The 11255-nt window shown below is 70.9% G+C and carries 13 protein-coding genes; all 13 read left to right on the forward strand.

The window, feature by feature from the left end; translation table 11 throughout:
- The first annotated feature begins 41 nt into the window (after positions 1 to 41).
- On the forward strand, positions 42 to 413 hold the full coding sequence (locus tag ACWCPM_RS20650; protein WP_450977660.1) for a dehydrogenase: 372 nt from the start codon (positions 42 to 44) through the stop codon (positions 411 to 413).
- Positions 410 to 1009 (forward strand): nuclear transport factor 2 family protein, encoded by a 600-nt coding sequence (locus tag ACWCPM_RS20655; protein WP_450977661.1) that lies wholly within the window; start codon positions 410 to 412, stop codon positions 1007 to 1009. Before ACWCPM_RS20650 ends, ACWCPM_RS20655 begins: the two co-directional genes overlap by 4 nt.
- A 3-nt stretch (positions 1010 to 1012) precedes the next feature.
- Positions 1013 to 1501, forward strand: coding sequence for an ester cyclase (locus ACWCPM_RS20660; RefSeq protein WP_450977662.1), 489 nt, complete (start codon positions 1013 to 1015; stop codon positions 1499 to 1501).
- Between the two features lie 97 nt (positions 1502 to 1598).
- Complete coding sequence (locus ACWCPM_RS20665) at positions 1599 to 2003, forward strand: nitroreductase family deazaflavin-dependent oxidoreductase (RefSeq protein WP_450977663.1); 405 nt, start codon at positions 1599 to 1601, stop codon at positions 2001 to 2003.
- Positions 2000 to 2590, forward strand: coding sequence for an NADPH-dependent FMN reductase (locus tag ACWCPM_RS20670; protein WP_450977664.1), 591 nt, complete (start codon positions 2000 to 2002; stop codon positions 2588 to 2590). The genes ACWCPM_RS20665 and ACWCPM_RS20670 overlap by 4 nt, the downstream gene beginning before the upstream one ends.
- Positions 2591 to 2655: 65 nt before the next feature.
- The gene (locus ACWCPM_RS20675) at positions 2656 to 3966 is read left to right on the forward strand and encodes a cation:proton antiporter (RefSeq protein WP_450977665.1); all 1311 of its coding nucleotides are present in this window, start codon (positions 2656 to 2658) and stop codon (positions 3964 to 3966) included.
- A 159-nt stretch (positions 3967 to 4125) separates the two neighbouring features.
- Entirely contained in the window at positions 4126 to 4785 is a 660-nt protein-coding gene (locus tag ACWCPM_RS20680; RefSeq protein ID WP_450977666.1) for a hemerythrin domain-containing protein, read from the forward strand.
- A 98-nt stretch (positions 4786 to 4883) separates the two neighbouring features.
- Complete coding sequence (locus ACWCPM_RS20685) at positions 4884 to 6356, forward strand: MFS transporter (protein WP_450977667.1); 1473 nt, start codon at positions 4884 to 4886, stop codon at positions 6354 to 6356.
- Positions 6357 to 6445: 89 nt separating this feature from the next.
- Complete coding sequence (locus tag ACWCPM_RS20690) at positions 6446 to 7510, forward strand: methyltransferase (protein ID WP_450977668.1); 1065 nt, start codon at positions 6446 to 6448, stop codon at positions 7508 to 7510.
- Between the two features lie 71 nt (positions 7511 to 7581).
- Positions 7582 to 8577 (forward strand): MarR family winged helix-turn-helix transcriptional regulator, encoded by a 996-nt coding sequence (locus ACWCPM_RS20695; RefSeq protein ID WP_450977669.1) that lies wholly within the window; start codon positions 7582 to 7584, stop codon positions 8575 to 8577.
- A gap of 147 nt (positions 8578 to 8724) precedes the next feature.
- Entirely contained in the window at positions 8725 to 10425 is a 1701-nt protein-coding gene (locus ACWCPM_RS20700; RefSeq protein ID WP_450977677.1) for an NAD(P)/FAD-dependent oxidoreductase, read from the forward strand.
- 42 nt (positions 10426 to 10467) lie between these two features.
- Positions 10468 to 11043, forward strand: a complete 576-nt coding sequence (locus ACWCPM_RS20705; protein WP_450977670.1) for a flavin reductase family protein — start codon at positions 10468 to 10470, stop codon at positions 11041 to 11043.
- A 1-nt stretch (position 11044) separates the two neighbouring features.
- Positions 11045 to 11255 (forward strand): biotin carboxylase N-terminal domain-containing protein (locus ACWCPM_RS20710; RefSeq protein WP_450977671.1); only part of this gene is annotated, 211 nt, incomplete at its 3' end.

The following is an 11255-nucleotide window of genomic DNA, read 5'->3' on the forward strand; positions in this document are numbered from 1 at the left end:
TTGTTTCCCCGACGTTTCCCCGACTAGAGGAAGTGTGGTCGATGCCTGTTTCTCCCTGGACGCCCGTCGGTCGCTGGACGGGTACGGTCACGCACGACGGCGAGGTGGACGACTACACGGTCACCTTCGTGCCGGACGGTTCGCTCTCGGTCACGACGAAGAAGAGCACCGGCACCGGCTCGTGGACCGTGACCGGCGACTCCGGACTGGAGTTCTCCCTGCGCGAGGACTTCAACCTCGACGTCACCCAGATCAGCCCCAACGGCCACCACGCCGCCTACATACAGATCGACATCAGCGCCCGCCGCGACGGCGAGACGCTCACCGGCGAGGGCAAGGCGGTCGTACACGGTCCGGACGGCGCCGTGATCTACGGGACGGACGCCACCACCGCGGCGCGCCGGGTGTCATGACCCGCCCGCGGACGGCGGATCCGGCCGCCCTGGCCCGCGAGGTCGCCCGGCTCGCCGACCTCGCCGCGCTGCAGGGGCTCGCCGGCCGCTATCTGGCCAGCCTCGACGAGGGCGACTTCGACGAGGCCTGGGCCAAGTCCCTGTTCACCGAGGACATCGAGATGACCTTCCCCGTGGGCAGCCACCGCGGTGTCCTCGGCGTCGGCGGATTCACCACCCAGATCATGGCGCGCTGGGGCCGCACGCATCACCACGGCTCCGACAGCGCGGTCGAGCTCGACGGCGACCGGGCCGAGCTCGGCTGGAGCCTGATCGCCTCCCATGTGCACCACGGGTCGCCCCTGCCGCCGGACCCGTCCGAGTACTTCCAGCTCGGCGGCCGCTTCACCGGCACGGCCCGCCGCCTGCCCGACGGCTGGCGCTTCGACCGGCTGCGGTTGCGCATCTCGTGGACCACGGGAGCCGTGCCGAAGGGCGTGACCCAGGTCGACGTCAAGACCCTCGACACCCGCGGGAACACCACCGCGACCGCGACCGCATCCGCGGCCTCAACGACAGCAGCGACAGCAGCGACACCAGCGACGAAGGAGAACTGACGCATGCCCACCACGCTCACCGCCGAGCAGCAGCGCGAGGTCATCGAGAAGGTCTTCCACGAGGGCCTCGACCTCGGCGACCTCTCGGCCGCCGACCGCTATCTGACCGCGGACTTCCGCAACAACGGCAGCCACGACGACTCCATGCGCGGACCGGAGGCGTTCAAGCACACCATCAAGATCCAGCAGTCCGCGTTCAGCGACATCCGCTACGAGATCCTCGACTTCCTCTCGATGGGCGACAAGGCCGCGATCCGCTGGGTCATGCACGGCAAGCACACCGGCCCGTTCATCGGCGTCCCGGCGACCGGGCTGCGGGTGCAGCACCAGGCGATCATCTGGTTCCGCTTCGAGGGCGACCGGATCGCCGAGCGCTGGGGCATCGTCGACAACTTCACCCTGGAGCGCTTCCTGAAGTCCGGCGGCAGGCCGGTCGGCCCCCTGACGCCGGCCGGTGCGAACGGCGGACCCGGCGCCAAGCCGGCCGCCTGACCCACGCCCCGGTCCGGACGGGCGCCCGCCGTCCACCGACGGAGGGCGCCCGTCCGGCGTTCGGAGGCGACCGACACTCCAGAGGGAGGGAAGATCCGTGCCGATCGACAGGAAAGTGGCCCGTTTCAACCGGAGGTTCGCCAACCGTCTGGTGGGCCCGCTGTTCAGCCGGCTGCCCGGTTTCGGGAAGGTGCACCACCGGGGCCGCAGGTCGGGGCGCGAGTTCGCGACGCCGGTGAAGCTCTTCCGGCGCGGCGAGGACATCATCATCACGCTGCCCTACGGGCCGGGTTCCGACTGGGTCAAGAACGTGCTGGCGGCGGGCGGTTGTGAGATCACCACCCGGGGCCGGCGGGTCCAGGTCGTCCGCCCGGTCGTCTTCACCGACGACGGCACCACCAGGATGCCGGCCCTGACCCGCCGCATCCTGTCCCGGGTCGATGCCAAGGAGTTCCTGGCGCTGACGCCGGTTCCCGCGCCGAGCCCGGCGGCACGGCGATGAGCGGCTCCGGCCCGGTGACGCGCCCGGTGCGGGTCACGCTGCTCGTCGGCTCGGCCCGGGAGGGGCGGCTCGCGCCGGACGTCGCGGGCTGGTTCGCCCGGGTGGCCTCGCGCCGTGACGACCTGGTGCTGGACGTCGTCGACGTGGCCGAGCACCTGCTGCCCGCGAGCCTCGACGCGGACGACCCGCGGGCGGTGGCCCTGCGCCCCCGGCTGACCGGGGCCGAGGCGTACGTCGTGGTCGTACCGGAGTACAACCGCAGCGTGCCCGGCCCGCTGAAGACCCTGATCGACAGCTTCCAGTCCGAATGGCAGGCCAAGCCGGTCGGCTTCGTCGGCTACGGGCTCGGCTCGGCCGGCGGGGTGCGCGCGATCGAGCATCTGCGGCAGATCTTCGCCGAGTTCCACTGCGTGGGGATGAAGGACATCGTCACCTTCCCCAGGATTCTCGAACACTACGACGCCGAAGGCCGTTTCCCCGCCGATCCCGAGGGCGCGGAATCCGCCTCCAAGCTCATGCTCGACCAGCTGCTGTGGTGGGCCCGCGCGCTGCGCGAGGCGAAGGCGGCACGCCCCTACGCGGCCTGACCGGCTCCCGGCACGACCGACACCCGCGCGTTTTCCCGCCTCGAATCCCGCTTCGGAGATGTGTGATGGCCGCTGCTCTCGATCCTCTGCCCGATCTGCTGATCGCCGTGCCGGCGGTGATCCTCGCCTGCAAGGCCGGTGCCCAGCTCGGACGCTGGCTCGGGCAGCCACCGGTGGTCGGCGAGATCGTCGTCGGCATCCTGTTCGGTCCGTCGCTGCTGGGCTGGCTGTGGCCGGACGCGCAGGCCTGGCTCTTCCCGCAGTCCGCCCTGCCCCACATAGGCGTCCTGGGGAACATCGGGCTGCTCGCCTTCATGTTCCTGGTCGGGCTGGAGCTCGACCTGAAGGCGCTGCGCGGCCACAGCCGTACGGCCGTCGCGGTGTCCCAGGCGAGCATCGCCCTGCCGTTGCTGCTGGGCACCCTGCTGGCCTTCGGGATGTACGGGACGTTCGCTCCCGCCGGCACCGACAGACTGGCGTTCGTGCTGTTCATCGCGGTGTCGATGAGTATCACCGCCTTCCCCGTCCTGGCCCGCATCCTCACCGACCGGGGTCTGTACCGCACCCGGGTGGGGGCGCTCGCGATGGCCTGCGCGGCCGTCGACGACGTGACCGCCTGGTGCCTGCTGGCCGCCGTGGTCGCGGTGACCAAGAGCAACTCGCCGATGGAGGCGCTCACCACCGCCGGGTACGCCGTGGCGTTCACGCTCGTCATGCTCTACGCCGTCCGCCCGCTGCTGAACCGGTGGGCCGGGCGTGCCGAGCGCAAGTACGCGGACAGCGTCGTGCTGGTCGTGCTGTTCAGCGGGCTGTGCCTGAGCGCCTACGCCACCGAGGAGATCGGTGTGCACGCGCTGTTCGGCGCGTTCCTGTTCGGCGTGATCACTCCGCGCGGCCGGCGGAAGATCGAGGCCACCGCGGCGCGGGTGCGGGCGTTCACCGTGCCGGTGCTGCTGCCGCTGTTCTTCGTGAGCACCGGTCTGAAGACCGATGTGTCGCTGCTGGGCGGCGACGCCGAGCAGTGGCTGTGGGCGGGTGCCGTGCTCGCGGTCGCCGTGCTCGGCAAGTGGGGCGGCGGCTCGGTCGCGGCCCGGCTCTCGGGCCAGGACTGGCGGGACGCGATGTCCATCGGCGCGCTGATGAACTGCCGGGGCCTGACCGAGCTGGTCGTGCTGAACATCGGCCTCGGTCTCGGGGTCATCGGGCCCGACCTGTTCACGATCCTCGTGCTGATGGCCCTGATCACCACGGCGGCGACCTCGCCGGCGCTCACCCGGATCCGCCGCGGCAAGGGCGATGTGGATGCGGATTCGGCCGGAACGCGGTCCGGAACCGGCCATGAAGAGCCCGTTCTCGAGTCCTCCGCGAGTCGCTGACACCACCTCTGACCTGCTCTTCCCCTCACTGATTGGTCTCTTGATGGTTGGCTGATTGCTAGTTGGATACATTGATGGATAAGTAAGTTGACGATACTCTCGCGGTACGGCAACGCAGCGGTACGGCGACGCAGCAGTGAGGCACTGAGGGAGACAGTGATGAGCCAGCAGTTCAAGAACCTCGACATGACGATGATGTTCGCCATCCACGACGCCCTGCGGCGCGAGCTGGAGCGGATCGCGCGGATCACGGCCCGGGTCGACGAGGACCCGCGCCATGTCCTGAGCACCGCGGTCGGCTGGGAGCTGTTCAAGAAATTCCTGACCATCCACCACACGTCCGAGGACGTCACCGTGTGGCCGGTGATGCAGCAGGCGCTGGCCGGCAGGCCCGACGAGCTGGCGCTGCTGGACGCGATGGAGGCCGAGCACGCCGTCATCGACCCGCTGCTCGCCGACATCGACGCGGCCCTCGCCGACCGCGACTCCGGCCTGGAGCGCCTCGGCGGCCTGACCGACACCCTCTGCACGCAGCTCGGCGGCCACCTCGACCACGAGGAGCGGGACGCGCTCCAGCTGATGGACATCACCATGAGCGCCGAGCAGTGGGCGACGTTCAGCGCCGAGCAGCGCACCCGCGTCGGCGACGACTCGCGGTACTACCTGCCCTGGCTGCTCGACGACATGAGCGCCGCCAAGCTCACCGGAATCCTCGGCAAGATGCCCGAGCCGCTGCGCAACGCCTACGAGACCGAATGGCGCGCCGCCTACGAGGCGCTGGACATCTGGGGCACCCGGGCCGGCACCGCCGCCCGCTGACAGGACCCCCACGTCCGGGGCGCTTCCGCTTCTCCGCACCCCCGGACCTCCGCGACACCACACCCCCCCCGCGAACCCAGAGACATCGGAGAGAGCTCATGTCGCTGCAAGACCGCACCCAGGCCGTCCCCGGGGCCGCGGCACCGCCGCGCAAGGACGGCAAGCTCGGCCTCGCGCTGCTGGTCATCGCCGCAGCACAGCTGATGCTCGTCCTGGACAACACGATCGTCGCGGTGGCCCTGCCGAGCATGCAGAGCGCTCTCGGCCTCAGTGAGGCCGGCCTCGGCTGGGTCGTCACCGCCTACGCCCTCGCCTTCGGCGGACTGCTGCTGGCCGGTGGCCGCGCCGGTGACCTGTTCGGCCGCCGGCTGGTCTTCCGGATCGGCCTGGTCGTCTTCACCGCCGCCTCGCTGCTGGGCGGTCTGGCCACCACCGGCGGGCTGCTGATCACCGCCCGGCTGCTGCAGGGTCTGGGAGCCGCGATCGCCGCGCCCACCGCGCTGTCCCTGCTGGCCACCACCTTCCCGGCGGGCCCGGCGCGCAACAAGGCGCTCGGTGTGTACGGCGCGATGGGCGGCCTCGGCTCGGTCGCCGGCCTGCTGCTCGGCGGCGCGCTGACCGAGTACCTGAACTGGCGCTGGGTCATGTTCGTCAACATCCCGATCGCCCTGGCCGTCCTGGTCGGCACCGGCGTCCTCGTCGAGGGCGGCCGCGAGCGCGGCAAGGTCGACGTGCCGGGTGCCTTCACCGCCACCTTCGGCTTCGGCGCCCTGGTCTACGGCATCACCCGCGCCGGTGAGGAGGGCCTCGACGACACCGTCACGCTGATCTCCCTCGGCGCCGCCCTGGTCCTGCTGATCGCCTTCGTCGCGATCCAGCGCACCTCGCGGGCGCCGATGATCCCCGGCGCCGTACTGGCCGACAAGGGCCGCGTCGGCGCCAACGTGGTGATGTTCCTGGTCGGCGCGGGCATGCTCGCCACCTTCTACTTCCTGACCCTCTACATGCAGCTGGTCAAGGGCTACGACCCGATGATCACCGGCGTCGCCTACCTGCCGTACGCGGTGGGCATGCTCCTCGCCGCCGGTGCCATCGGCCCCCAGCTGCTGGCCCGGCTCTCCGAGCGCACCGTGATCTCCGTCGGTCTGACCGTCGGCATCCTCGGCATGGTCTGGTTCAGCCTGCTGGCCCCGGACCAGAACCCCTGGGTCGCGCTGCTGCCCGCGCAGCTGGTCTCCGGTCTGGGCCTCGGGATGGTCTTCGTCGCGGTCACCATCATCAGCGTCCGCGGGGTGGCGCCGCAGGAGACCGGTGCCGCCTCCGGCCTGGTCAACACCGCGCAGCAGATCGGTGGTGCCATCGGCCTCGCCGCGCTGGCAGCGGCGGCGACCGTGATCACGCAGAACGCGTCCGAGCCCGGCACGTCCGACGCCCTGACCACCGGCTACTCGTACGGCTTCCTGTTCGGTGGCGCCCTCTACCTGCTGGCCCTGCTGACGGCGCTGCTCACCGCGCCGAACTCGGCACCCCAGCCGCAGCAGGACGGGGCCCAGCCTCCCGTCGCGCTGTGACCCACCCCGGCGGCCCCGCCTCTTCCCCCGCGGCGGGGCCGCCGGCCCCCCACCGACCCACGCACCCGAGCCCGGAAAGAGGCGCCGAGATGCCCCACCTCTCGCGGAACAGCCAGGCCGAGCAGCCCACGACGGACAGCGGACCGGAGAACCGTTCCCTCGCCGTGTGGGAGCTCGCCGACCTCGTCACCCCCATGGCCGTGCGCGTGGCCGCCACCTACCGGGTCGCCGACCACATCGCGGCCGGCCGGACCACCGCCGAGGACATCGCCCGTGCCGAGCACCTGCACGCCGGGGCGCTGGACCGGGTCCTGCGGCACCTGGTCACCGTCGGCGTCCTCACCCCGAGCGGCCCGGCGTACGCGCTGACCGGCCTCGGAGAGCAGCTGCGCACCGGTCACCCGGGCGGCCAGCACCGGCTGGTCGACCTCGACGGCGCGCTCGGCCGCGGCGACCTCAGCCTGGTCGAACTCGCCCACGTCGTGCGCACCGGCGAGCCCGCCTACCCCGTCCGCTACGGCGTGCCCTACTGGGACGACCTGGCCGCCGACCGCGCGCTGGCCGAGTCCTTCGACTCGATCATGGCCGACAACCTGGACCGGGACGTGCCCTCGATCGCCGCCGCCTACGACTGGTCCGCGCTGGGCCACGTCTACGACCTCGGCGGCGGCAGCGGCGTCCTGCTCGGCGGGCTGCTCGCGGCCCACCCGGCACTGCGCGGCACGGTCGTCGACCTCAAGGCCACCGCCGCCCGCGCCGCGGACCACTTCCGGGCGCTGGGCCTCGCGGACCGGGCCGACGTCGTCGACGGCAGCTTCTTCGACGAGCTGCCCGCCGGCGGCGGGGGCTACATCCTCTCCTCCGTCCTGCACAACTGGTCCGACGACGACGCCCTGCGCATCCTGGGCCGCTGCGCCGACGCCGTCGCCGGCGGCGGCCGGGTGCTGGTCGTCGAGGAGACCGGCGAGCACCCCGAGACGGCCATGGACCTGAGGATGCTCGCCTACTTCGCGGGTGCGGAGCGCGGCGTGGACGAGCTCGCCGCCCTCGCCGCCCGGGCGGGCCTGCGCCTGACCGGCGTCTTCGAGGCCGGCGGCCAGGCGGCCGGTGTCCGCTCGGTGCTGGAACTGGTCCGTGAGGACGCCACCCCCTGAATCTCCGGACCGCGGCGCACCCGAGGGGACGGCGGGTGTGCCGCACTTATACTCGGGCAGGAGGTGCTGTTGTGCGGCGTGCACGCGACGAGGTCCAGGAACCGGCGAGCCCGGTGAACCCCGCGACCCCCCTCACCAGGACCGAGGAGACCGCCGAGGTCCCCGGGGCTCTCCCGGAGTCGCTGGCGGGTTATGTCAGTTACCTCCTGCGCCGGGTCCATGCCCAGTTCTCCGCCACCCCCGACGGCACCGGAACGGACTCCCGGGACTTCCTCGTTCTCGACGCCCTCACCGGCCAGGACTGGGCCTCCCAGCTCGACCTCGCCGAACGGCTCGGCATCAACCGCACCATCATGGTCCAGGTCATCGACCGCCTGGAGGACCGTGGCGAGGTCCAGCGCACCCGCAACCCCGACAACCGGCGCCAGTACGTGCTCTCGCTGACGGACCGCGGCCGCGCCGCCCTGGGCACCATGCGCCGGGCCGTGGCCGACCGGGACGCGCGGCTGACCGCCGTCCTCACCCGTGCGCAGAGCGTCCGGCTCGACGAACTGCTCGCCCGGCTGCTGCCCGAGTCGGCGCAGCCGCTGGTGCAGGGCACCGAGTACCTGGTGGCGCAGGCGCACTTCCGGCTGCGCCGGCACGGCGACGACAAGCTCACCGGCACCGGTCTGCGCGTCCGCCACTACGGCCCCCTGTCCGCCCTCGTCGCCTCCGGCCCCTGCTCCCAGCAGCGGCTCGCGGGGCTGCTCGCCATCACCGGGCCGGCCGTCTCGAAGTTGGTCGACGAACTCGTCGAGCAGGGGCTCGTCCGCCGTGGCCGCGACGCGCACGACCGGCGCCGGTACGCCCTGGAGGTCACCGACTTCGGCCGGGAGAAGCTCGCCGTCATCACCGCCGCCGTGCACGAACTCGCGCATGATGTCGCCGACATGCTCGGACCCGGCGGCGAGGACGAACTGAGGGCGTTGCTGCTGAAACTGCTGGACGCGCCGGAGAATTCCGCGGAGAAATCCGGAAGCGATTTCTCCGATAACACCAAACCCACCGTCCCGGCCCGGGGTTGACCCTCTGGCCAAAACCTGTCACGCTTAATTCAGCGGTTACCTCACGCCTTTTTCCACGGCTCTTCATTCTCCGAATGAAGGGCCTTTTTTCATGCGGTGTTCCGCCCTGAAGAACCCCGAAGAAGGAGACAGTTCATGGTCACGAAGATGACCGAAGCCGCGACGGGATCGGCACGCATACCGCAGGAGATGACGTTCGACGTCGTCGTTCTGGGGTCGGGCCTGGCCGGCTCCGTGACCGGCGCGATCCTGGCCAAGCACGGCGCGCGGGTCCTGCTGGTCGACGCGACCGCCCACCCGCGCTTCGCCGTCGGCGAGTCCATGACCCCGCAGCTCGTGGAGTGGATCCACATCCTCTCCGAGCGGCACGACATCCCCGAGCTCAAGAGCCTGTCCAGCGTCCAGGCGTCCACCCGTGACATCGGCCCGACCTTCGGTACCAAGGCGCACTTCGGCTTCATCAAGCACGAGGTGGGCGAGGAGCCCGACCCGCGGGCCGCCACCCAGCTGGCACTGCCCAAGATCTTCCACCAGAACAGCCACATGCACCGCCAGGACAGCGACTCGTTCATGTTCCACGTGGCGATCAAGTACGGCTGCACACCGCGGCAGAACTGGCGCGCCACCGAGGTCGACTTCGACGACGACGGCGTGACCGTGACCGGCAGGAGCGCCGCGCCGAACGCCCAGCCCGAGCAGTACCGGGCCAAGTACCTGGTGGACGCCTCCGGGTTCCGCTCACCGCTCGCCGACAAGTTCGACCTGCGCGAGAAGCCCGCCCGCTTCAAGCACCACAGCCGCTCGATGTTCACGCACTACGTCGGAGTCAAGCGCTTCGACGACGTCAGCGGCCACCCCAAGGACCTGCGCCCGCCGGCCGACTGGCACACCGGCACCCTGCACCACATGATCGAGCGCGGCTGGTTCTGGATCATCCCGTTCGACAACCACGAGAAGTCCCGCAACCCGCTGTGCAGCGTCGGCCTGACGGTCGACGAGCGCACCTACCCCAAGCCCACGGACCTCACCCCGGAGCAGGAGTTCCAGCTCTGGCTCGACAAGTACCCTGCGGTCAAGCGCCAGTTCGACGGCGCGACCCGGGTGCGCGAGTGGGTGTCCACCGACCGGCTCCAGTACTCCTCGAAGCAGACCATCGGCGACCGCTGGTGCCTCATGTCGCACGCGGCCGGCTTCATCGACGCGCTGTTCTCCCGGGGCCTGTCCAACACCTTCGAGGTGGTGGACGCGCTGACCTCCCGGCTGCTGGCCGCCCTGAAGGACGGCGACTTCTCCGCCGAGCGCTTCGAGTACGTCGAACGGCTGGAGCAGGGCCTGCTCCAGTACAACGACGAACTGGTCAACAGCTCCTTCATCGCCTTCTCGCACTTCCGCCTCTGGAACGCGGTGTTCCGGGTGTGGGGCTCCTTCATCACCCCCGGCACCATGCGGCTCACCCGGGCCCGGCTGAACCACGCCCGCGACGGCCGCGAGGAGCACTTCGAGCAGCTGGAGCAGGTCCCGTACCCGGGGCTGTGGTGGCCGCAGTCCGACTCCTTCAAGCGCATCCTCGACACCACCGCCGAGGCCTGCGAGAAGTACGAGGCCGGCGCGATCACCGGCGACGAGGCCGCCGACATCGTCTTCGCGACCCTGCGCGACTCGCCCATCGTCAACCCGGTCTTCGGCTGGAAGGACGAGAAGCAGCGCTTCATCCACCCCTCGGTGCCCATGATGGCCCGCTTCCTGTTCTGGGCGTCGACGCAGGCGCCGTCCGAGATGAACGACGTCGGCCGGGAGTTCCTGCTCGGCATCGTCAAGGCAGGCTCCAAGGTCCGCAAGCTCCTCTGATCCGCGCGGCACACCCATGACACTCCCAGGAAAGGGATGAGCATGTCCGCAGCAGCGCGGTCGCTGACCCGCACCCCTGAGCGACAGCCCATCGAGCCGCTGACCCTGCGCCGCGTGTGCGGCCTGTTCACGACCGGCGTCACGGTGGTCTCCACCGGGCCGAGCGGCCGGGCCGAGGGCACCACCGTGAACTCCTTCACCTCGGTCTCGCTGGACCCCCCGCTCGTGCTGTTCTGCCTGCACAAACGGTCCCGGCTGCACGACCTGCTCCAGGAGAGCGGCGGCTTCACCGTCAACTTCCTGTCCGGTCGGCAGCAGCCGCTGGCCCGCTGGTTCGCGGAGAAGCGGCCCGACGCGTTCGCGGGCGTCCCGCACCACTTCACCGGGGACGGGCTGCCCGCGCTCAGCGAGGCGCTGGCCTACCTCGGCTGCACCACCGTCGACGTGCACGCGGCCGGCGACCACGACATCGTCATCGGGGAGGTCGTGGAACTGGGCGTCCCCGAGCAGGGCCAGGAACCGTTGATCTTCTTCGACGGGTCGCTGGGCCCGCTGGAGAGGGGAGCCGGCCGGTTCGGCCGGGCCGGCGAGCCGCCGGCACCGGTGCGGGTGTCCTGACATGCGCCGGGTGCTCATCGCCAACCGTGGCGAAATCGCTGTCCGCGTGGCCCGGGCCTGTCGGGACGCCGGTATCGCGAGCGTCGCCGTCTACGCCGAACCGGACCGGGACGCGTCGCATGTCCGCGTCGCGGATGAGGCGTTCGCCCTGGGTGGTGACACCCCCGCGACCAGCTACCTCGACTTCGGCAAGGTCCTCGGGGCGGCCCGTG

It is taken from the genome of Streptomyces sp. NPDC002309 (assembly GCF_053593375.1).

Excerpts from the sequence above, each read along its gene's own strand:
- ACWCPM_RS20655 (WP_450977661.1), top strand. The coding sequence starts at position 410 with ATGACCCGCCCGCGGACGGCGGATCCGGCCGCCCTGGCCCGCGAGGTC.
- ACWCPM_RS20680 (WP_450977666.1), top strand. The coding sequence starts at position 4,126 with ATGAGCCAGCAGTTCAAGAACCTCGACATGACGATGATGTTCGCCATC.
- ACWCPM_RS20675 (WP_450977665.1), top strand. The coding sequence starts at position 2,656 with ATGGCCGCTGCTCTCGATCCTCTGCCCGATCTGCTGATCGCCGTGCCG.
- ACWCPM_RS20660 (WP_450977662.1), top strand. The coding sequence starts at position 1,013 with ATGCCCACCACGCTCACCGCCGAGCAGCAGCGCGAGGTCATCGAGAAG.
- ACWCPM_RS20705 (WP_450977670.1), top strand. The coding sequence starts at position 10,468 with ATGTCCGCAGCAGCGCGGTCGCTGACCCGCACCCCTGAGCGACAGCCC.
- ACWCPM_RS20700 (WP_450977677.1), top strand. The coding sequence starts at position 8,725 with ATGACCGAAGCCGCGACGGGATCGGCACGCATACCGCAGGAGATGACG.
- ACWCPM_RS20670 (WP_450977664.1), top strand. The coding sequence starts at position 2,000 with ATGAGCGGCTCCGGCCCGGTGACGCGCCCGGTGCGGGTCACGCTGCTC.
- ACWCPM_RS20690 (WP_450977668.1), top strand. The coding sequence starts at position 6,446 with ATGCCCCACCTCTCGCGGAACAGCCAGGCCGAGCAGCCCACGACGGAC.
- ACWCPM_RS20685 (WP_450977667.1), top strand. The coding sequence starts at position 4,884 with ATGTCGCTGCAAGACCGCACCCAGGCCGTCCCCGGGGCCGCGGCACCG.
- ACWCPM_RS20650 (WP_450977660.1), top strand. The coding sequence starts at position 42 with ATGCCTGTTTCTCCCTGGACGCCCGTCGGTCGCTGGACGGGTACGGTC.